Source organism: Mycobacterium sp. 852014-50255_SCH5639931 (genome assembly GCF_001665605.1).
Taxonomy (GTDB): Bacteria; Actinomycetota; Actinomycetes; order Mycobacteriales; family Mycobacteriaceae; genus Mycobacterium; species Mycobacterium paraffinicum.
Map to the genome: position 1 here is coordinate 93920 of NZ_LZSV01000032.1, position 19178 is coordinate 113097.

19 protein-coding genes and 1 pseudogene are annotated in these 19178 nt (G+C 68.5%); 11 read left to right on the forward strand and 9 right to left on the reverse strand.

Translation table 11 applies throughout. The annotated features are described in order from the left end of the window. Positions 1-6 precede the first annotated feature (6 nt). Both A5758_RS18960 and A5758_RS18965 read left to right on the forward strand, forming a co-directional pair. Complete coding sequence (locus A5758_RS18960; RefSeq protein ID WP_067743052.1) at positions 7-1227, forward strand: aromatic ring-hydroxylating dioxygenase subunit alpha; 1221 nt, start codon at positions 7-9, stop codon at positions 1225-1227. Between the two features lies 1 nt (position 1228). Further along, positions 1229-2023 (forward strand): hypothetical protein, encoded by a 795-nt coding sequence (locus tag A5758_RS18965; RefSeq protein WP_067743054.1) that lies wholly within the window; start codon positions 1229-1231, stop codon positions 2021-2023. On the opposite strand, the gene A5758_RS18970 is transcribed toward A5758_RS18965, so the two are convergent. After that, entirely contained in the window at positions 2020-3828 is a 1809-nt protein-coding gene (locus A5758_RS18970) for a hypothetical protein (RefSeq protein ID WP_197503977.1), read from the reverse strand. The two genes, A5758_RS18965 and A5758_RS18970, sit on opposite strands and share 4 nt — an antisense overlap. Here A5758_RS18970 and A5758_RS18975 point away from each other — a divergent pair. Beyond that, the gene (locus A5758_RS18975; RefSeq protein ID WP_197503978.1) at positions 3794-4738 is read left to right on the forward strand and encodes an NAD-dependent epimerase/dehydratase family protein; all 945 of its coding nucleotides are present in this window, start codon (positions 3794-3796) and stop codon (positions 4736-4738) included. The genes A5758_RS18970 and A5758_RS18975 overlap by 35 nt on opposite strands. On the opposite strand, the gene A5758_RS18980 is transcribed toward A5758_RS18975, so the two are convergent. From A5758_RS18980 to A5758_RS18990, 3 genes are read right to left on the reverse strand one after another with little or no spacing between them, the layout of a single operon-like run. Next, a complete protein-coding gene (locus A5758_RS18980; RefSeq protein ID WP_066955604.1) occupies positions 4735-5076 on the reverse strand; it encodes a DUF2304 domain-containing protein in 342 nt (113 codons plus the stop codon). The two genes, A5758_RS18975 and A5758_RS18980, sit on opposite strands and share 4 nt — an antisense overlap. A 13-nt stretch (positions 5077-5089) precedes the next feature. After that, complete coding sequence (locus tag A5758_RS18985) at positions 5090-5791, reverse strand: glycosyltransferase family 2 protein (protein WP_067743060.1); 702 nt, start codon at positions 5789-5791, stop codon at positions 5090-5092. A 14-nt stretch (positions 5792-5805) separates the two neighbouring features. Continuing rightward, the gene (locus A5758_RS18990) at positions 5806-7083 is read right to left on the reverse strand and encodes a hypothetical protein (protein WP_067743107.1); all 1278 of its coding nucleotides are present in this window, start codon (positions 7081-7083) and stop codon (positions 5806-5808) included. Positions 7084-7175: 92 nt separating this feature from the next. On the opposite strand from A5758_RS18990, the gene A5758_RS18995 reads away from it, so the two are divergent. Further along, positions 7176-8255, forward strand: a complete 1080-nt coding sequence (locus tag A5758_RS18995) for a DUF475 domain-containing protein (RefSeq protein ID WP_067743110.1) — start codon at positions 7176-7178, stop codon at positions 8253-8255. Here A5758_RS18995 and A5758_RS19000 read toward each other — a convergent pair. Together A5758_RS19000 and A5758_RS19005 are read right to left on the reverse strand one after the other, a co-directional pair. Continuing rightward, complete coding sequence (locus A5758_RS19000) at positions 8252-8944, reverse strand: hypothetical protein (RefSeq protein ID WP_067213248.1); 693 nt, start codon at positions 8942-8944, stop codon at positions 8252-8254. The genes A5758_RS18995 and A5758_RS19000 overlap by 4 nt on opposite strands. A gap of 67 nt (positions 8945-9011) precedes the next feature. Beyond that, positions 9012-9500 (reverse strand): inorganic diphosphatase, encoded by a 489-nt coding sequence (locus tag A5758_RS19005; protein ID WP_067213251.1) that lies wholly within the window; start codon positions 9498-9500, stop codon positions 9012-9014. 114 nt (positions 9501-9614) lie between these two features. On the opposite strand from A5758_RS19005, the gene dacB reads away from it, so the two are divergent. The 4 genes from dacB to hpt are packed head-to-tail and all read left to right on the forward strand — an operon-like array spanning position 9615 to position 13646. Then, positions 9615-11000, forward strand: coding sequence for a D-alanyl-D-alanine carboxypeptidase/D-alanyl-D-alanine-endopeptidase (gene dacB, locus A5758_RS19010; RefSeq protein WP_067213254.1), 1386 nt, complete (start codon positions 9615-9617; stop codon positions 10998-11000). Continuing rightward, positions 10997-12043: a zinc-dependent metalloprotease gene (locus tag A5758_RS19015; RefSeq protein WP_067743063.1), complete on the forward strand. Its 1047-nt coding sequence runs from the start codon at positions 10997-10999 to the stop codon at positions 12041-12043. Before dacB ends, A5758_RS19015 begins: the two co-directional genes overlap by 4 nt. Beyond that, positions 12022-12984, forward strand: coding sequence for a tRNA lysidine(34) synthetase TilS (gene tilS / locus A5758_RS19020; RefSeq protein ID WP_067743066.1), 963 nt, complete (start codon positions 12022-12024; stop codon positions 12982-12984). The genes A5758_RS19015 and tilS overlap by 22 nt, the downstream gene beginning before the upstream one ends. A 50-nt stretch (positions 12985-13034) precedes the next feature. Continuing rightward, entirely contained in the window at positions 13035-13646 is a 612-nt protein-coding gene (gene hpt / locus A5758_RS19025; RefSeq protein WP_067213262.1) for a hypoxanthine phosphoribosyltransferase, read from the forward strand. A 59-nt stretch (positions 13647-13705) separates the two neighbouring features. Here the strand turns inward: hpt and A5758_RS19030 are convergent, their stop codons facing one another. Further along, positions 13706-14452 (reverse strand): SIMPL domain-containing protein, encoded by a 747-nt coding sequence (locus A5758_RS19030; protein WP_067213265.1) that lies wholly within the window; start codon positions 14450-14452, stop codon positions 13706-13708. 387 nt (positions 14453-14839) lie between these two features. Here A5758_RS19030 and A5758_RS19035 point away from each other — a divergent pair, with 387 nt between their 5' ends. Both A5758_RS19035 and A5758_RS19040 read left to right on the forward strand, forming a co-directional pair. Beyond that, positions 14840-15139 (forward strand): PE family protein, encoded by a 300-nt coding sequence (locus A5758_RS19035; RefSeq protein WP_067213268.1) that lies wholly within the window; start codon positions 14840-14842, stop codon positions 15137-15139. An 11-nt stretch (positions 15140-15150) separates the two neighbouring features. Next, positions 15151-16380 (forward strand): PPE family protein, encoded by a 1230-nt coding sequence (locus tag A5758_RS19040; RefSeq protein ID WP_067743069.1) that lies wholly within the window; start codon positions 15151-15153, stop codon positions 16378-16380. Positions 16381-16404: 24 nt separating this feature from the next. Here A5758_RS19040 and A5758_RS19045 read toward each other — a convergent pair whose 3' ends face one another. Next, positions 16405-17982, reverse strand: a complete 1578-nt coding sequence (locus A5758_RS19045) for an HNH endonuclease signature motif containing protein (protein WP_067743072.1) — start codon at positions 17980-17982, stop codon at positions 16405-16407. 52 nt (positions 17983-18034) lie between these two features. Continuing rightward, on the reverse strand, positions 18035-18385 hold the full coding sequence (locus A5758_RS19050) for a hypothetical protein (RefSeq protein ID WP_067213276.1): 351 nt from the start codon (positions 18383-18385) through the stop codon (positions 18035-18037). Between the two features lie 161 nt (positions 18386-18546). On the opposite strand from A5758_RS19050, the pseudogene A5758_RS26320 reads away from it, so the two are divergent. Beyond that, a pseudogene (locus A5758_RS26320) lies at positions 18547-18831 on the forward strand (PE family protein); the annotation flags it as partial. Between the last annotated feature and the right edge of the window lie 347 nt (positions 18832-19178).

Consider the following 19178-nt stretch of genomic DNA (forward strand, 5'->3'; position numbering starts at 1 on the left):
GTGGCGATGAGCTCCCAGCTGATGGACGGGATCAAGCGGCACGCGAAAGCCGAGGCGGAGCGGCGGGCATACCCGCCGGACTTCCCGGTGCTCCCGCCCGTGCCCGCCGGACGCTATTTCGAAGCCGAGTTCGCCAAACTTGAAGCCGCCGCGGTCTTTTCGCGCTCGTGGTTGTTCGTCGCGCACGCCGATCAGCTGCGCGACCCCGGGGACTACCTCCTGCTCGAACAACTCGACAAGCCGGTCATGCTGATCCGCGGCAAGGACAACCTCGTTCGCGCCTTCTACAACACCTGCCGGCATCGCGGGGCCGCGCTGCTCGAAGAGCCGCAGGGGAACGTCGGCCGCCGGCTCACGTGTCCGTTTCACGCCTGGACGTACTCGCTCGACGGGAAACTTGTCGGCTACCCCGAGCCGTCCAACTTCGCCGCCCTGGACCGCGAGTGCCATGGCCTGGCGGAGGTCCGCTGCGAGTCGTGGGGTCCGCTGGTATTCGTCAACCTCGACTCCGGCGCGCAGGCGTTACCCGAGTTTCTCGGCCCCGTCGGTGAGGACCTGAGCGACTTCGCCGACCTCGACGGGCGCCTGCACCTGGTGAATCGCACGGTGCGCGACGTCCCGGTCAACTGGAAGCTGCCGGTCGACGCCAATCTCGAGACCTACCACGTCAATTACGTGCACCGCACGTCCGCCGCCCGGGCACTGCAACAGGCGGCGACCGGCATACAGCTGTTGCGCAACGGCCATTCCCGGATGCTCGTCTCCTATCGCGACGGCATCGACGGCGAGTCACTGTCACCGTTCCCGTGCCTATTTCCCGGCCTCGGTGATCTGCCGTTCCGGGGCACGTTCTCCTACCACGTCTTCCCGAACCTGAGCATCGTGTTCAACGGGACGGGGTTCGTCTTTCTGATCACCAACTGGCCGACGGGCCCGTCCACATCGACGTATTGCGTGCACTGGTGTTCGTCGCTTGACGCCGACGCCAACCGGGAGACCCACGACGCCGTCATCACGGTGCTGTCCCAGGTGCTGTTCGAAGACCTCGACGTCCTGCCCGGCGCGCAGCGCTCGCTCGACGCGGGGGCCATCGAGTCGCTGCGGCTCGGCTACCACGAGCGACGAATCTACTACCTGCACGAGGCCATCGACCGGGCCATCGGCGTCGAGCACGTCCCCGAATCCCTGTGTGTGCCACCGCTTCTCGGCCCGTTCACTCAGGATTGACATGCATCCCTTCGTCGCGCTGATGCGCAGGTACTGCATCGATTACACGAACTCGCACGATCAATCGGTCTGCCCCGAGATCATGGAGCCCGACTACGTCGTACACATCAACGGCATGGCTCTCGTCCGTTCGACCACCTATGCCGACGCTGTTCACCAAATCTTCGGCGCCGCACCGGGTCTGGGCCTCGTCGTGCACGAGTTCGTGCTCAACGGCGATCGCCTGTGTATGCACTTCAGCGAGCACGCCGCCATGCCGGCGGGCCAGTCGCGGGCACTCACGTGTTGGCGCGGCGTCGGCCTCTACAAGTGGAACGGCCGCCGGCTAACGGAGAACTACGTCGAACAGGACTATTTCGCGATGCGGGCGCAGATCGCCAGCGGCCAACCGCACCCGCTGATCCCGCCGCACATCGATCCGTGGACGTCGACCGAGGCGGTGCCGGCCGACCCCGAGGCCGAAGCGACCGTGCGCGCGTGGCTGGAAAAGGGAGACCTCGCCGACGCCCCCCGTCACGAGATCGATGACGAACGCACGGGTGCCGCCTACCAACCGGTGCTCGATCCTCGCCAGGTCGTGGTCAACGATCTGTTCTCCGCAGGCGGCGATGTTCCGTTCCACGTCACGATCCAGGGCCCCTACCTAGGCGGACTGGGCGCAGGACAGCTCGTCGGAGAACCGGCCTCGCTGCACGTCTCCGGGATCGCCAAAGTCGCCGACGGCGCCGTCGCATCCGTCAAAGCGGTTACCGGGCGCGCACAGACCCAGGCCGAGCTGAACCGGAACGCGCCCTAGGCCGGCGCCAGGAACCCGACCGGACCCGACGCGAGGCATAACGCCAGCGCGGTGGTGTTGGCGCGCACGGTGATCGCGTCCCCGGCGCCGGGCAGCCGGGCGAAGACCCGGTTGAGCCCCGGATGCACGGGGACCTTGACGTCGGGTCCCTGCGTCAGCGCCAGCGTCATCGTTCCCTCGCTGTTGGCCAGGTAATTGAGCTCGACGCTCCAGTCGGCGGGCAGCAGCGGGCCGTCCAGGACCAGGCGCGCCGGCTTGTCCGGCTGCGCGAAGTAGCCGCACTGCGGCATGGGGCCGGGCACGATGGTCCGCACCCAGGTCACCCGCGCCTTGACCAGTCGGCCCGAGCTGTCCAGCATTCGCAACTGGGTTGTGGCGGAGGCGAATTCGGGCCGGTCGTGCAGCAGGGCGAACAGGTGGCTGGCCAGGTTCTCCGGCGCCGCCACCCGTTGCAGCACCAGCGGATCGACCTCCTGGTCCAGCAGCGGCGCCGTGGAGGCCGCGTGCGCCGCGGCCAGATCGGCCCGGGCGTTCTGTAGATAGCGCTGGGCCGGGTTGTCCCGCCAGCTGGTCAAAAAGGTCGCTGTCGAATACAGGCTGCTGGCCACGAACAACGCCGTCACACCCAGCGTCACCGCCGTGCGTCTGGGCGAGGCGTCCAGCCAGCGCGGCGCGGCGGGCCGGTTCGGCGCGCAGAACGCGACGGCGGCCAGCAGCGCCAACACGAAGACGAGATCCGGGAAATAGCGCAGGGTTTGGGCGAGTTCCAGCGCGGTCAGCTTCGACGAGCGCATCAGATAGATCGGCACCTGGCAGGCGACGGCGTAGCCGGCCGCGGTCAGCCACACCGGTCCAATGCGCTGCTTGCGCACGAGTGAGACCGCCACGGTGCCGCCCAGCACCAGCCAGCCGAGCGCCATCACGAGTGGCGGCGGCGTGGCCCACGGCGACGCCGGCGCCCACCGGTCCCAGTGCCATGGGCCGCCGGCCAGCCCGGGGACGATGCCGTGCGTGATCGATCGCGCCAGCAGGTCCGCCGTCATCGCCAGGTCCGAGCTCCACCGCCCCTGGTTGACCACGGCCAGGTAGAGCGCGATCCAGCCCGCGGTGAGCGCCAGCGTCGCGACCCATAGCCGGAGCCCGGCGCGCCACACCGTGAGCAGCGCCGCCCGATCCCCGTCGACGTGGCGCAGCAGCGCTACCACCGCGAATGCGACGAACGGGATGACCGCCGCCTTCTCGAAGAACAGCAGCCCACCGAAGTAGGCCAGCGTCCCGGTTATCGCGTAGCGCTGGTTGCCCGTCCGCACCAGCAGGATGGCGTCGGTGCACACCCATGCCAGCGCCGCCAGCATCGGCAGTGAGTTCAGCGCCGCCGCCCACCACGCGAACCCCGGCACCGCCAGCGGGGTGAACAGCGCGAAGGTCAGCGGGACCAGCAGCACCGGCCGCCGGCCGAGGATGACGTACAGGGCGCGCAGCAGCGCCAGCGAGGCCAGCAGCTGCAGCACCAGCAGGCTGACCGCCGGCCCGGTCCAGTTCAGCGGAGCCAGCCGGACGATGGCGCCGCCGAGCAGGAAAGCACCCGGCATGACGTGGCCGTCGTGGTCGTCGAACAGGTACGCCGGCGACAGCAGGTTGTGGGTGCCGGCCTTCCCGATGAGGATCAGGTCGTCCCAGTAGAAGTAGCCCCCGAACGCCAGCACCGCGCGAACGCCCAGCGCAGCGACGATTAGCGCGACGGCCAGAGCCAGTATGTATGGTGGGCCGGTGCGCGCACTGGTTACCGGGGCAGCCGGATTCATCGGGTCGACGCTAGTCGACCGTCTGCTGGCCGACGGCCACACCGTGGTGGGGCTGGACAACTTCGCCACCGGCCGCGCGACCAACCTCGAGCACCTTGCCGACAACCCCGCGCACGTCTTCGTGGAGGCGGACATCGTCACCGCCGATCTGCAGGCCATCCTCGACGAGCACCGGCCCGAGGTGGTGTTCCACCTGGCGGCCCAGATCGACGTGCGGCACTCGGTGGCCGACCCGCAATTCGACGCCTCGGTCAACGTGATCGGCACGGTGCGCCTCGCCGAGGCGGCGCGGCGGACGGGCGTGCGCAAGATCGTGCACACCTCGTCGGGCGGATCCATCTACGGCACCCCGCCGGTGTACCCGACCCCCGAGACCGTGCCGACCGACCCGACCTCGCCGTATGCGGCCGGAAAGGTGGCCGGCGAGATCTACCTGAACACGTTCCGGCACCTCTACGGCATGGACTGCTCGCACATCGCCCCGGCCAACGTCTACGGACCGCGGCAGGACCCGCACGGCGAAGCCGGTGTCGTGGCGATCTTCGCCCAGGCGCTGCTCTCGGGTAAGCCCACCAAGGTGTTCGGCGACGGCAGCAAGACCCGCGACTACGTGTTCGTCGACGACGTGGTGGACGCGTTCGTCAAGGCCGCCGGGGAGGCGGGCGGCGGGCAGCGGTTCAACATCGGTACCGGACTGGAAACCTCCGACCGACAATTGCATTCGGCCGTGGCCGCGGCGGTCGGGGGGCCCGACGACCCGGAGTTTCATCCGGACCGCCTGGGCGACCTGAGGCGGTCGTGCCTCGACATCGGTTTGGCCGAACGGGTTTTGGGGTGGCGTCCGCAGGTCCGGCTCGACGACGGCGTGCGCCGCACGGTCGAGTACTTCCGCAGCGGCCAGACGGTCTAGCTGTGTTCGGGCGCCTGGGCGCCCTCGAGCGCCAGGGCGCGGGCGAGCCGGGCATAGCGCAGTTCCAGGTCCTTGAACCGCATGTACGTGCTGAGCGTGGTGAAGCAGAAGGCCATGACGAGCGCGTAGAGCATCAGGTCGGTGCCGCGGCGCACCCCGAACCACTGCGCCACGACCGTGGTGTCGTCGGGCCGCAGCACGGCGTAGACACCGGCCAGCACGAAGACGATGTAGCCGACCTTGACCCAGGCCCGGGACCGCGCATTCCGGCGCGACCGCAGCAGATAGACCAGCAGCGCGATGATCGATCCGATCAGCAGCACCTGGATCCAGTTCATCTTTCAGTCCGTTTCATCTCGGAATCCTTCCTCGCAGGAACCCGTCGAAGATGATGTTGACGCCGTTGAGAAGCGGCTGCCCCTTCGACTTGGAGTAATCGGTGTAGAGCACCTCGACCGGTTGTTCGACCACGCGCCAATGGTTTTCGGCGATCAGCATGATGAACTCGTTGGCGTGGCTCATGCCGCTCATGGTGATGTCCAGCCCGTCGGCGACCTTCTTGTTGAAGACCCGCAGCCCATTGTTGGTGTCGGTCAAGCCAAGTCGGCGACCACGACGGCTCAGGCGCGCGGCGGTCTGCAGCACCAGCCGCTTCACGAACGGCGGCCGGGTTCCACCGGGCGCGCCGAACCGCGTCCCGATGACCACGTCGACGTCGTCCGCGCAGAGCCGGTCCACCATCGCGGCCAGGTCCTTGACCCGGTGCTGCCCGTCGCCGTCGAACGTGGCGAACACCTGCGCACCAGGCTGTTTGCGCGCGTATTCGACGCCGGTCTGGATGGCCGCGCCCTGGCCCAGGTTGATCGGGTGCCGCACCAGATGAGCACCGGCCTGCCTGGCGACCTCGCCGGTGCCGTCGGTGCTGCCGTCGTCCACGCAGACGACACTGTCGAAGATCGCGCGCACATCGGCGACCACCTCGCCGATGACGGTGGCTTCGTTGAAGGCGGGGATGACGATCCAGGCGCCCGAGTATTTGGAGTCGATGCCCACAAGGTTAGCCAGGATCAGCCGGTCAAGCGCTCGGCGCGCGAGAGCGCCACCAGATGAACACCGATTCCCACCAACGGACCGCACAACAGGCCGACGACGGTCCGCGTCTGCAGCGGCAGCGGCAGCAGTAGCAGCAACCCCGACGCCACCGTCGCGCCGACCCAGCCCAGCGAGTACGCCCGGTGCAGCGCCGCCGCTACCGCGCCGGCGCCGGTGAGCGTCAGCATGGCGATCGCCACCGCGGCCGCGGTCAGCCAAGCCAGCAGCGCGCCGCTGGCCTGGTACTGCGGCCCGAAGCCGACCCGCAGCAGCCACGGGCCCACGACCCCGGCGGCCACCACGCCGACCGCACCGATGCCGCCGATGATCCCCGCCGGCGCGAGCAGGGCACGAACCCGATTGCTGCGTGCGTCGACGAAATGCGCGATCAGATTGCCCTGCATGGCCGTCAGCGGCACCAGCAGTGGCGCTCGCGTCAACGTCACGGCGAGGATGATCACCCCGCCTTCAGCCCCGAGCTCGTTACTGGTCAGCTTGAGCAACACCGGAAAACCCATGACCAGGATCGCGCTCGCGCCCGCGGCGGTGATCGAATGGGCGGTCCCGCGCAGGAAGGTCTGGGCGCCACCGGGCGTCAGCATTCGGGCGGCCGCCCGCGCCGACGGCGAAGCCACCAGCATGATCAGCCAGGCGACCGCGCCCGCGACGGTGGCCCACAGGAAGCCGACCAGGCGCCAGCCGAGCACGACTGTGGCCGCGGCGACGGTCACCCGGATGACCGCGTCGGTCACCATCAGCGCCCCGTACCCGGTCCACCGATCGGTGCCGGCCAGCATGCCCAGCAGGGTGGCGTGCACGCAGAACCCGGCCAGCCCGACGCTGAGCAGCGCCACCGACAGCCAGCGCTGCTCGACGAACACCCGCCCGCTCCACAGCGGCGAGCTACCGGCGATCACCACGGCCGCGCCCAGGCCGACCAGCGCGGCGGCCCGCAGCGGATGGGTCCGCGGTTCGTCCCCGCCCGGTAAGGCCGCCGGGAGGTGGCGGCTCGAGCGGACCTCCCGGGTGGTCTCTTGAAGCAAACCGTTCGCGGCGCCGGTGACCAGGCCGAATGCCCCCCAGAACACCCCGAATACCGAAAAGCCGCCCGGCGCCAGGTTTCGGGCGGCCAGGTAAATCACGGCGTAACCGCACAGGGCGGTCAGCGCCGTCGCGGCGCCGACCCGGGCCACGCTGCCGCGCGTGATCGGACCGGCGCCAGTGGAGGCTTGGGTACCGCCGACTTCGGGCATGGCCACAATTCGAAAATAGTAAGTGGCCGTGGATGCTGGTCGGCGGCGGCGACCGGGGTTCGCTATCGTGGGCGGCTGTCGGAAAGGACACCTTGGCCGCCTTGCGCATCTTCGGGATCTCGCTGTTGGTCAGCGTGGCGGCCCTCGCGGTCGGGTATGCCCACGGCGGCCTGAAGGACCTCTTTTTACTGCTGGTGCTGGCCACCCTCGAGGTGTCGCTGTCGTTCGACAACGCCATCATCAACGCCGCGATCCTGAAGCAGATGAGCCGGTTCTGGCGGCAGATGTTCCTGACCGTCGGGATTCTCATCGCCGTGTTCGGGATGCGGCTGATCTTCCCGTTGCTGATCGTTTGGGCGACCGCGGGCCTCGATCCGGTCCGGGCGATGGAGTTGGCGCTGAACCCCCCGCCGCACGGCGCGCTGGAATTCCCCGACGGCTCGCCGAGCTACGAAAAGCTGATCGTCGCCGCGCACCCACAGATCGCGGCGTTCGGCGGGACGTTCTTGTTGATGCTGTTTTTGGACTTCATCGTCTACGACCGAGACATCAAATGGCTCAAGTGGATTGAGGCTCCGTTCGCCCGCATCGGGCGGCTTGGCCAGGTATCGGTGGCGGTGGCCGTCGTGGCGCTGGTGCTCGTCGGGACGCGTTTGACGCACTCCACCGACGAAGGCCAGACGGTGCTTACCGCGGGACTGCTGGGCCTGGTGACCTATCTGGTCGTCAACGGTCTCAGCCGGGCGTTTCGCCCGCAGGACCTCGAGGCGGTGTCGGCCGGCACGGCGGTCGGCAAGGCCGGCTTCACGTTGTTCTTGTATCTCGAGGTCCTCGATGCCGCCTTCTCGTTTGACGGGGTCACCGGCGCCTTCGCGATCACGTCGGACCCGATCGTCATCGCACTGGGTCTCGGGCTGGTGGGGTCGATGTTCGTCCGGTCCATCACCATCTTCCTGGTGAAGCAGGATGCGCTGGACCGGTACGTGTACCTGGAGCACGGCGCACACTGGGCGATCGGGGTGCTGGCAGTGATCATGCTGCTCTCCGTCAACCCGCGATACGAGGTTCCCGAGGCGATCACCGCGTCGGTGGGGGTGGTGTTCATCGGCGCGGCGCTGAGCTGGAGTGTGCTGCGCAATCGCCGCAACGCCAAGGCCGCGTCGCCGGCTTAGGCCTCGATCTGGCCCGCGATGCGTCGTTCGATGCCGGCCCTCGCGGGGGCGGGCAGCACGATCAGGCCGTCAAGTTCCTTGCTCGCCCGCGCGTAGGCATTCTGTCGTTCGTCGCGGGTGGCCGCCTCGTCCTGCGCCAGGTGCAGCAAGCTCTGGGCCCGCGCCATCCGTTGCTGCTCGTCCGCCGAGAAGTCGCTGCGACGCCGGCGAATCGCCTCGGCCTCGGCGATCTCGAACGCACTGATGTACTCGTGGACGGCGTCGCGGTATTCCACCAACGCGTCCCGGTTGCCGACCAGGCTCTCGGGCGGTTCGGGCCGCAGCAAATCCGCGTGCCGCTTCGCCCGATGGAACGCGATGGTCAGCGGGGCCCGCATATCGGTCATCATCGGGAAATCCAGCAATCGGGCGATATCGACTTCATAGTCGAACCACCGGATGTCGGTACGGTCATGCGCCGCAACGAGTTTGGCGATCTCTCGCCGATCACTTTCCTCGTTGGTCCGCGCCCGGCCCGACGCCTCGGCCACCGCGATCTTGGCCTGCTGCTTCAGCCGATATCGTTCCAGCCGGCGCTCGGCCCGGCGCTCGTTCGCGGCGGCTATGGCCCGAAGGCCGCCGCCGATCGCACCGCCCAGCGGAAAAACCAGCCACCAGAAATTGGTGGCGAAATGCAACACCGGGGTCACATCGCTAGGATGCCACCGGAAATCGGCGTGCGGTTACGCCACGAGCGTTACCGCAGGTAAGCAGTCGTCAGTGCCCGCTCGACTTGAACCGCTCGACCGAACGCTGGACCTCGGCTTCGGCGTCCGCGCGGCCGACCCAGTCGGCGGTCTTGACGAACTTGCCCGGCTCCAGCGCCTTGTACTGCTCGAAGAAGTGCTTGATCACGTCCAGCTCGAATTCGGGCACGTCGCCGATGTCCTGGATGTGGTCCCAGCGATGGTCGCCGGCCGGCACGCACAGCACCTTGTCGTCGCCCCCGGCCTCGTCGACCATCCGGAACATGCCCACGGGGCGCGCCTCGACGATCACGCCGGGGAACACCGACTGCGGCAGCAGCACCATGGCGTCCAGTGGGTCCCCGTCCTCACCCAGCGTGTCCTCGATGAAGCCGTAGTCGGTGGGGTAGGCCAGCGAGGTGTAGAGGTAGCGGTCCAGACGCACCCGGCCGGTCTCGTGGTCGACCTCGTACTTGTTGCGCTGGCCCTTCGGGATCTCGATCGTCACGTCGAATTGCACTGTGTGCTCCTTAGATCTGGGCGTACCGCGGTGGTCCGTTTGCGTCGGGGATCACCCTAGTCGAGGCATTTGCGGCGGATTCGGCAGAATGGGTCGGAGACAGTCAGGAGAGCGATGGGTCCCACTCGCTGGCAAAAGTCCACCCACGTGTTCGTCGGGTTGGCCGTGCTGGCGTTTGTCGCCGCCGTAGTGGCGGCGGCAACGTTTTTCACCTCGGCGGGGCACGGCGGCAACAGCTCGCACGCGCCGATACCGCCCCCGCACGCGCCGACGGTCAAGCCGGGGATGATCCCGGTTAGTGACACCGCCGAGACACCGAGCCCGGCCGGGGTGGCCGCCGCGCTGGCGCCCGTGGCGGCCGATCCGAACCTGGGCAGGTTGGGCGCCCGGGTCACCGACGCCCTGACCGGGAAAGAGCTCTGGCAAGTGGCCGACGACATGCCGCTGGTGCCGGCGTCGACCAACAAGGTGCTGACCGCGGCCGCGGCCCTGCTGACTCTGGACCACCAGGCGCGGATTAGCACGCGGGTGGTGGCCGGCAGCCAGAACGCCCAGGGTCCCGTCGTGCTGGTCGGTGCCGGGGACCCGGTGCTGTCGGCGGCGCCGCCCGGCGTGGACACCTGGTACCGCGGATCCGCCCGGCTCAGCGACCTCGTCGAGCAGATCCGCCGCAGCGGAGTGACGCCGACGGCGGTGCAGGTGGACACCTCGGCGTTCACCGGGCCGACGATGGCGCAGGGCTGGGATGGCGCCGACGTCGACAACGGCGACATCGCGCCGATCGAGTCGGTGATGATCGACGCCGGGCGCATCCAGCCGAGCACCGTCAACTCCCGGCGGTCGCGAACCCCGGCGCTCGACGCCGGGCGAGAGCTGGCCAAGGCGCTGGGCCTCGATCCCGGCGCCGTGACGATCGCGACGGCGCCGTCGGGGGCGCGGCAGCTTGCCGTCGTGCAGTCGGCGCCGCTGGTGCAGCGGCTGTCCGAGATGATGGACCACTCCGACAACGTGATGGCCGAGTGCATCGCCCGCGAGGTGGCGGCCGCGATCAACCGCCCGCGCAGCTTCGCCGGGGCGGCCGACGCGGTGACGAACCGGTTGAGCACCGCCCACGTCGACACCGGGGGCGTAACCCTGATGGATTCCAGCGGACTTTCCGTCGACGACCGGCTCACCGCCAAGACGCTCGACGGTGTGCTGCAGGCCGCCGCCGGACCCGACCAGCCGACCCTGCGGGCGCTGCTGGATCTGCTCCCGATCGCCGCCGGTAGCGGGACGCTGGCCGACCGCTTCACCGATGCGGCCTCCAATCAGGGGCCGGCGGGCTGGTTACGCGCCAAGACCGGCTCGCTGACCGCCATCAACGCCCTGGCCGGGGTGCTCACCGACCGCAGCGGGCGGGTGCTCACCTTCGCCTTCATCTCCAACGCCGCCGGCCCGAACGGCCGCAACGCGATGGACGCCCTGGCGAGCCGGCTCTGGTCGTGTGGTTGCTCATGAGCGCGCCCTCTGAGCTGACCCTCGGTACCGCCGTCGACTGGCGCTTCGCCGCCACCGTCGGTCAGCGGCTGGCCCGGCCCGGTCCGCCATCCAGTGAATACACCCGGCGTCAGGTGATCGACGAGCTCACCAGTTCGGCCGCCAAGGCCGAACCGCCGGTGCGTGAGGTCACGGGCCTGGTCACCAACGGTGTCGTGCCCGCCGCCCGCATCGTCGACCGCCCCGAATGGATCGGCGCGGCGGCCGAGTCGATGCGGGTGATGATGAACGGGGCCGAGAAGCCGCGTGGCTTTCTGACGGGCCGCGTCACCGGCGCGCAGACGGGCGCCGTGCTGGCGTTCGTTTCGTCCGGAATCCTCGGTCAGTACGACCCGTTCGCCGCCGCGAAAGAGGGCTGCCTGCTGCTGGTGTATCCCAACGTCATCGCCGTCGAGCGGCAGCTACGGGTCGATCCCTCCGACTTCCGGTTGTGGGTCTGCCTGCACGAGGTGACCCACCGGGTGCAGTTCACCGCCAACCCGTGGCTGTCCGAGCACATGTCCCGCGCTTTGGCGCTGCTGACGCGGGACGCCGGTGACGACATCGCTCAGGTGGCGAGCCGGCTGGCGGAGTACGTCCGCACCCGCGGCAACGGGGCGGCAAATGGCAGCTCGTCGGGAATCGTGGGTCTGGTGCGTGCGGTGCAGTCCGAGCCGCAGCGTCAGGCCCTCGATCAGCTGCTCGTGCTCGGCACGCTGCTGGAGGGCCACGCCGACCACGTGATGGACGCCGTCGGGCCGATGGTGGTGCCGTCGGTGACCACCATCCGCCGTCGATTCGACGAGCGCCGCAACCGCAAGCAACCGCCGCTGCAGCGCCTGCTGCGCGCGCTGCTGGGGCTCGACGAGAAGCTCAACCAGTACACGCGGGGCAAGGCGTTCGTCGACCACGTGGTGGGGAAGGTCGGCATGGAGCGGTTCAACGCCATCTGGACGGGTCCCGAGACGCTGCCCCTACCCGCCGAAATCGAGGAACCCCAGCGATGGATCGACAGGGTGCTGTAGGGCAGCTGCGCGCTGCCGTCGAGGCGTTCATCCAGACCCATGTCGCCACGGCCGAACAATGGTGCGTGGCGCTGTCCGGCGGCCCGGATTCCCTCGCGCTCACGGCGGTGGCGGCCCAGCTGCTGCCCACCACCGCCGTGATCGTCGATCACGGGCTGCAACCCGACTCCGCCGCGATCGCCGAAACCGCCCGGGCGCAAGCCGTCACCTTGGGATGCGTTGCGGCACAAGTCGTTCGCGTACACGTCGGAAACGAAGGCGGTCCCGAGGCCGCCGCCCGTGCCGCCCGATATGCGGCGTTGAGCGCGTACCACGGCGGACCGGTGCTGTTGGGCCACACGCTCGACGATCAGGCGGAGACGGTGCTGCTGGGCCTGGGCCGCGGGTCGGGCGTGCGGTCGATCGCCGGGATGCGCCCGTACGACGCGCCCTGGGGCCGGCCACTGCTGGGTGTGCGGCGCGCCGTGACCCACGCCGCGTGCCGCGAGCTGGGGCTGACCGCGTGGCAGGACCCGCACAACACCGACCACCGCTTCACCCGGACCCGGCTGCGCCTGGAGGTGTTGCCGCTGCTCGAGGATGTGCTGGGTGGCGGGGTGGCCGAGGCGCTGGCCCGCACGGCGACGGCGTTGCGGGAGGACACCGAGCTCATCGACTCGCTCGCGGCCCAGGCGCTGCCCGAGGCGAAGGCGGGCGCGGGATTGCAGACGCAGGCCCTCGCCGCGCTGCCCGTCCCGGTTCGGCGCCGGGTGATCCGCGGCTGGCTCTTGGCGGGCGGCGCAACGGGCCTGACCGACAAGCAGATCCGCGCCGTTGACGCCCTTGTCACCGCCTGGCGCGGGCAGGGCGGGGTGGCGGTCGGGTCCGCACTGCGCGACGAGCGGCTGATCGCGGGGCGGCGCGACGGCGTACTCACCCTGTGGCGCGAACCGGTTCGATAGGCGCAATACCGGGGTCGCCGTTGGTTATTCGGCCGTTGGCGTGGCACTCTGTGGGCGTGGCCCAGATCTCCTCGGCGATCACCCCCGCCCAGCCCGTGGAGCTGTACCCGGGGGACATCAAGTCAGTGCTGCTTACTGCCGAGCAGATCCAGGCGCGGATCGCCGAACTCGGCGAGGAGATCGGCGGGCAATACCGCGAAGCCATGACCGAGACCGGCCAGGATCTGCTGCTGATCACCGTGCTCAAAGGCGCCGTGATCTTCGTCACCGATCTGGCCCGGGCGATTCCGGTGCCGACCCAGTTCGAGTTCATGGCCGTCAGCTCCTACGGGACCTCGACGTCGTCGTCGGGTGTGGTGCGAATCCTCAAGGACTTGGACCGCGATATCCAGGGCCGCGACGTGCTGATCGTCGAGGACGTCGTCGACTCGGGTCTGACCCTGTCGTGGCTGCTGCGCAACCTCACCAGCCGCCATCCGCGTTCCCTGCGCGTCTGCACGCTGCTGCGCAAGCCCGATGCCAAGGGCGCCAACGTCGACATCGCCTACGTGGGCTTCGACATCCCGAACGACTTCGTCGTGGGCTACGGCCTGGACTACGACGAGCGCTACCGCGACCTGTCGTACATCGGCACCCTGGACCCCAGGGTGTACCAGCAGTAGTCGCTAGGCGGCGATCGCAAGCGCGGCGAAGCCGGGTGCGGCGGGTCGCCGCCATCGGGCTAGTCCAACTCCCACACCGCGGTCACCGAGAAGCTCACCGTCTGCTGCCCGGGTTCCAGCGGGACCATGCTGGGCATGGCCTTCGGTGGCGCGGGTGGTCCCCCGGGCGTGGGTTCCGTCGCTTCCGAAATGGACAGCACCCTGCCCAGCCGGAGCCCGGACAGCTGGGCGTACTGCTCGGCGCGATTCTTCGCGTCGTTGAACGCCCGCGCGCGAGCATCCTTGACCAGCTGCGAGTCGTCGGCGATGGAGTAGCTGACCGACTTGATCCGGGTGGCGTCGCCGCCGGTGCCGACGATCAGGGCCAGCATCCGCGACGCGGCGTCGGGCGGGTGGATCTTGACTGTGATGGCGTTGGTCGCGCGGTACCCCGTGATGGTCTCGGTGCCGTTGGGCCCGGGGTTGCTGAACTGCGGCTGCAGCGTGACCTCGGTGGTGCTGATGTCCTTGTGGTCGACGCCCGCGCCGACCAGCGCGTTGATGACCGCTTGCTGACGGTCGTTGGTCTGGTTCATCGCGGCGGTCACGTCGGGTGCCGTGAACTCGATGCCGACCTCGGCGGTCAGGGTGTCGGGGACGCCCTGGACTTGCCCCGACCCGAAGACCGTGACCTGACGGGGATTGACCCCGGGCGCGGGCGCGGAAGGCGGGGAATCGCAGGCCGACACCATGGCGGCCGCCAAGCCGGCGACGGCCAGGGCGATCAATCTGCGGGCAAACCTCGGGGTTTTCATAGCGACCGGCATGCTGGCACCCTAGCCGCTGGGGGGCAGCCGATGCTACGGGTTGGCCGACGTCTCCCGATCCGGCATCACGTAGATACGAATGATGTTGTGTGCCTGCGTATTTACTATCCCAAGCACTCATTGGCAAAGCCGCGCGGCTACCCTAGCAACCACATATAAGTACATATATGTCTCTAATCATATTTGCTTGCAACATCTTTCATGCCTGATTCAAATGTTGCAGCATTTCCGCCCAGCTAAGTGAACAGTTATCGACCCGGTAATGAATTGGCGCGTCAGAAGCTGTCATCTCTGGACACGACTGCCCTAACGTGTCCAGGCGTCTGACTCAGTGTCCGTATTTGGCGCTGAAAGCTGTTGATTTGAACCGATTTTGAGGAGGAGAATGTGTCTTTCCTGATGGCGCAACCGGAGATACTGGATGCGGCCGCCGGCGAGCTGCACAGCATCAACGAGGCGGTGCGGGAAGGAAATTTGGCTGTGGCGGTCCCGACGACCGAGGTGGTTCCCGCCGCTGCTGACGTGGTATCGATATTGACCGCGGCACAGTTCTCCTGGCACGCGCAGCTTTTTCAGGCGATCAGTGCGCAGGCGGCCGCGGTTCGTGATCAGTTGGCGACGACGCTTGGCGTCAGCGCCGGTTCGTACGCCGCCACGGAGACGGTCAACGCCGCCGCGGTCGGTTAGGCGAGGGCGCAATGCTGGATTTCGCGCAGTTACCGCCGGAGATCAACTCCACGCTGATCTATTCGGGACCCGGCTCGGGGCCGATGCTCGCCGCCGCGTCGGCGTGGGACGGGTTGGCCGCCGAGCTGTATTCGGCGGCAGTCTCCTACGGCTCAGCGATTGCGGCCCTTACCGACGGACCATGGCAGGGGCCGGCCGCGTCGTCCATGCTGGCTGCGGCGGCGCCGCAAGTGGCGTGGCTACGCGGCACGGCCGGACGGGCGGAAGACGCCGCCGCTCAAGCCGTGGCGGCAGCGGGTGCCTACGAGGCGGCGTTCGCCGAAACGGTGCCCCCACCGGTGATCGCGGCGAACCGGGCGCTGTTGATGGAGTTGCTGGTGACGAACTTCCTCGGTCAGAACACCGCGGTAATTGCGGCCACCGAGGCGCAGTACGGCGAGATGTGGGCACAAGATGCCGCCGCGATGTACGGATACGCCGGTACGTCGGCCGCGGCGTCGACGTTGCCACCCTTTGAGCCGGCGGCACCCACTACCAACCCGGCCGGGGTCGCCGGACAGGCCGCGGCGGTGGCGCAAGCGGCCGGTACCAGCGGAAATGACAGCACGCAAGTGCTCAACGCGGTGCCTCAAACGCTGTCGTCGCTGGCCGGGTCGACGAGCAATCCCCCCGCCAATCCCGTGCTTTCCCTGGGTGGAATCGGGCTGAACACCGAGGGTGACGGGATTGTCGTGGGGGGGCCGCTGGGTGACCTCTTGGAGGGTCTGACCGGGTCGCAGACCTTGGACGCCAGCACGCCTTTCGACGCGTTCATTCGATTGATATCGCCGACGCGGCTGTTCGTGACCACCTTCAAGGATATCGAAGGTCTCGCTTCCCAGGCGATGCCAAAGGCGGCCGCCAGCGCCGCAAAAGCCGCCGAAGCGGCACTGCCCGCCGCCATCTCGGGCGGCGGCCTCGGCTCGCTCGGCTCGATTGGCGGAGCCGTGGGTAAGGCGGCATCGATCGGTGGGCTATCGGTGCCGGCGGTATGGACAAGCGCGGCCCCGGCGACACCGCCGGTCGCCGTGGCGCTCAACGGCCTCACTGCTGCATCGGCTATTGAACCTGCCACGAACGCGGTTGGTGGGGTGCCGATGATGCCTGTCGGTGGGGCGGGGCGCAGTGCAGCAGCCCACTTCGTCGCGCCGCGATACGGTTTCAAGCCCACGGTCATCGCTCAACCCCCCGCTGGAGGCTGACTCGAGGCTCACGCGCAGTGCGCGTCAGAAGGGTGGATCGTCCGGCAAGGGGTCCAGGGCCGGTTCGTCGGGAGTCCAGTCAGGCGGTAGTTCTTCGGGTTCTTTGGGGTCGTTCACCCAAGTGCAGAAGGGGCTGGTGCTCGGTGTACCTTTGAACGCAAAGAGCATGTCGCGCATGTGATTTCGGAACTTGCGCGCCGAGATCTCCTGCTGGCGGGCCTCCTCCAACGCTCGCCGGGATTCGTTGATCGGCCGCTGCACGCGGTTGTGGTTGCGCGCCCGAGCGATCCGCGCGCTTCGTTGCCGCGATCTGCTCCTTCTGCTGGGCGCCGGCGCCGCGCAGGCCGGGCCGCGGGTTTGAGGGAAGAGGTCGGCACCGGCGGGCGAGGTGCGATAGGTCCGCCCGGTCGGGGACTGCCAGACGACGGTGCCGTCGGCCAGTTGCATATCGCGCCACCCGCCGAAGGTTTTGAGTCGATGATGTTGTCGGCAAAGGCATTTGAGGTTATCCGCGACGGTCTGCCCACCCGCCGCCGGATTCCGGTGGTTGAACGGAATGGTGTGGTCGAGGTCGCAGACGACGGCCGGCCGGCTGCACCCGGGGAATCGACAGGTGAGATCGCGGCACCGGACGGCCCGCTCCAGCGCGGCGGATGGTTGGTAGCGCAGCGCTTCGACCGGGCTGGTCACCGGATCGGCCACGAGTACGGATGCGGCAGCGGCCAGTCGGCGCACCTGCTCGGCGTCGATGACCCCGTAACCCTCCAGATAGCCGGGCTCAGTGCCATCGGCATCGACGGTCCGGTCGGTGGCCACCACGTTGATGACCACCTGCGCTCCCGTCCCGACATGGTCACCCACCCGGTAGGGGCACTCCGGTTGCCCGCAGGTGCAGGCCAGCTCGCGGCCCTCGGCCAGCGCGGCCAGCGCGTCCGCCCGGCGCTGATCCAGTGTCCGCGGGTCGGAGGGGCAAACCCGCTTGGCGACCTGCGAGAGCCGCCGATCAAAGGCGGTTGCGGCCGTGGCGGCGACCGACCCGTAGATGTCGGCCATTCCATCCTCTTTGGTGCTGATTGCGATGTGGCGGTCGTTCTCGGCCGCAAGACGGCGCTCACGGGCGGCGTCGGGGTCGGTGGCTCGCACGGCGGCGTCGACGGCGTTGATGATGCGCTGCTTCGACCAGCCGTGCCAGTTACCGATGCGTTCGGCCAGCGACCCGTCGATCTTCGTGATCAGCTCCTCGTCGGTCACCAGATCACTGCGGCTGATGATCAAGCGCACGGTCCGCCAGTCCGTCCGGCCCACCGCGAGCAGGGCCGCAACCCTGGGCAGCCTGGTGTCCAGCGCCTCCGCGTACGACACCAGATAGCTCGCCGCCACCGGCGAGAGGTTCATCGCGGCGGCGACCTCGGCAGCGGTCTGCTCGAAGCCGTCGATCGCCGCGTATTCGTGGGGCCGCTCGGGCCGCTCGGCGGTGGCCACCCGGTGCCGCAGCAACGCCGCTACCGCGGCCAGCCGGCGGGCCACCAGCATGGATTCCTGCCGGTGTGACGACTCGATCAGCTCCACCAGGGCGGCGGGCCCGGTCGATAACTCGAACATGTGTTCGATTATATGTGCGGGCACCGACAACCAGGCGTCACCCGGCCGCGACTCAGTCGCTCGAGCCCTCCGCCGCGGGATTCGGCATCAACACTCGCTGCCGGGTCGTGGCGCGGAACGGGTCCAGCGACTGCCCGTCACCCAACGCCGCATGCACATCTTCGGGAGTGATCAGGCCCAGTTCTACCTGTAGCCAGGTGGCGCTGAGCCCGAACGCGTGCGCGGCGCGCCTGGCCTCCTCGGCGTCGGGGAAGTCGTCCGCGTTCGCGCGCCCGACGCCCCCGTACCAGCGTCCTTTGGTGACGCCGCAGGCGTCGCGCAACTGCTCGACCGTGATGTCGCGGTTCAGCGTTGCCTCGAGCAGGCGCTTGAGTCCCCAGCCTGCGGCATTCGTGCGTGGCATCCGTACAGAGTAACCCGGTGCCGAAAGACGGGCAAAGCATCCAGATCTGCGAGTCAGGGAACGAAAAAAAGAAATTTATACTTCTGACTAGACATAGATTCATAATTTATGACATAGTCTCCCGAAGCACGACGCGACACCCCAGATTTAGGAGAAGACACATGTCGTTCCTGACCACGCAGCCGGACCTGCTGCTAGCCGCAGCCGGTCAGCTGCAGGCCATCGGCTCTGCCGTAACGGCGGCCAACTCGTCGGCCGCGTTTTCGATTACGGGAGTGGTCCCGGCGGCGGCCGACAAGGTTTCGGCGCTGACTGCGGCCACCTTCGCCGGTTACGGCCAGCAGTATCAGGCGATCAGCGCCGAGGCCAGCATGATCCACGAGCAGTTCGTCAGCGCCCTGGGACTCAGCGCCGATTCGTATGCTGCCGCCGAATCCGCCAATGCCACGCAGATGGCGGGCGGCCACGTGGCGCCCGCGCATATGGCTCCTGTCGCGCCCGCTCGCCCGGCACCGGCCATGCCCGCTCACGTTTCGCCCGCTGCGCCTCGCCGCGTGACCCCGAACGCCCCCGGCCGGGCCGTGCCCGGCACTTCGATCAGCTCGGTCCCGGCAGCGTCCGGTCCGCAGCACGGCGGCTATGCCGGTGGTAATTACGGCGGTCACATGACGCCGCAGCAGGGCGGCTATGCCGGTGGTAATTACGGCGGTCACATGACGCCGCAGCAGGGCGGCTATGCCGGTGGCAATTACGGCCGCCACCAGGCGCCGTATGCGCGCGGCAACTACGGTGC

What these genes read in the sequence shown, in the direction of transcription:
- A5758_RS18960 (WP_067743052.1), top strand. Translation starts at nt 7, where the DNA reads ATGAGCTCCCAGCTGATGGACGGGATCAAGCGGCACGCGAAAGCCGAG.
- A5758_RS18965 (WP_067743054.1), top strand. Translation starts at nt 1,229, where the DNA reads ATGCATCCCTTCGTCGCGCTGATGCGCAGGTACTGCATCGATTACACG.
- A5758_RS18970 (WP_197503977.1), bottom strand. Translation starts at nt 3,828, where the DNA reads ATGAATCCGGCTGCCCCGGTAACCAGTGCGCGCACCGGCCCACCATAC.
- A5758_RS18980 (WP_066955604.1), bottom strand. Translation starts at nt 5,076, where the DNA reads ATGAACTGGATCCAGGTGCTGCTGATCGGATCGATCATCGCGCTGCTG.
- A5758_RS18990 (WP_067743107.1), bottom strand. Translation starts at nt 7,083, where the DNA reads ATGCCCGAAGTCGGCGGTACCCAAGCCTCCACTGGCGCCGGTCCGATC.
- dacB (WP_067213254.1), top strand. Translation starts at nt 9,615, where the DNA reads ATGGGTCCCACTCGCTGGCAAAAGTCCACCCACGTGTTCGTCGGGTTG.
- A5758_RS19015 (WP_067743063.1), top strand. Translation starts at nt 10,997, where the DNA reads ATGAGCGCGCCCTCTGAGCTGACCCTCGGTACCGCCGTCGACTGGCGC.
- tilS (WP_067743066.1), top strand. Translation starts at nt 12,022, where the DNA reads ATGGATCGACAGGGTGCTGTAGGGCAGCTGCGCGCTGCCGTCGAGGCG.
- A5758_RS19030 (WP_067213265.1), bottom strand. Translation starts at nt 14,452, where the DNA reads ATGCCGGTCGCTATGAAAACCCCGAGGTTTGCCCGCAGATTGATCGCC.
- A5758_RS19040 (WP_067743069.1), top strand. Translation starts at nt 15,151, where the DNA reads ATGCTGGATTTCGCGCAGTTACCGCCGGAGATCAACTCCACGCTGATC.
- A5758_RS19045 (WP_067743072.1), bottom strand. Translation starts at nt 17,982, where the DNA reads ATGTTCGAGTTATCGACCGGGCCCGCCGCCCTGGTGGAGCTGATCGAG.
- A5758_RS19050 (WP_067213276.1), bottom strand. Translation starts at nt 18,385, where the DNA reads ATGCCACGCACGAATGCCGCAGGCTGGGGACTCAAGCGCCTGCTCGAG.